The 244-nt window shown below is 72.1% G+C and carries 1 pseudogene; it reads left to right on the top strand.

Features of this window, described 5'->3' with window-relative positions:
* A pseudogene (locus ACLJNW_RS27780) lies at positions 1–244 on the top strand (shikimate dehydrogenase); the annotation flags it as partial.

The following is a 244-nucleotide window of genomic DNA, read 5'->3' as shown; positions in this document are numbered from 1 at the left end:
ACCTCAACCAGCACTTCGGCGCGCCACGAGCGCTCGCCGGCAGCGACCTGGCCGGCGCCCTGGGCGACGCCCAGGGATTGGTCAACACCACCCCGGTGGGCATGGCCAAGCTACCCGGCATGCCGGTGCCGGCGGAACTGTTGCGCGCCGACCTGTGGGTCGCCGAGGTGATCTACTTTCCGCTGGAAACCGAGCTGCTGCGCCAGGCCCGCGCCCTCGGCTGCCGCACACTGGACGGCGGCAC

Source organism: Salmonella sp. SAL4457, assembly GCF_046548235.1.
Lineage (GTDB): Bacteria > Pseudomonadota > Gammaproteobacteria > Enterobacterales > Enterobacteriaceae > Salmonella > Salmonella enterica.
The sequence above is the reverse complement of the archived record's forward strand: the minus strand, read 5'-3'. Positions and strand labels throughout refer to the sequence as shown.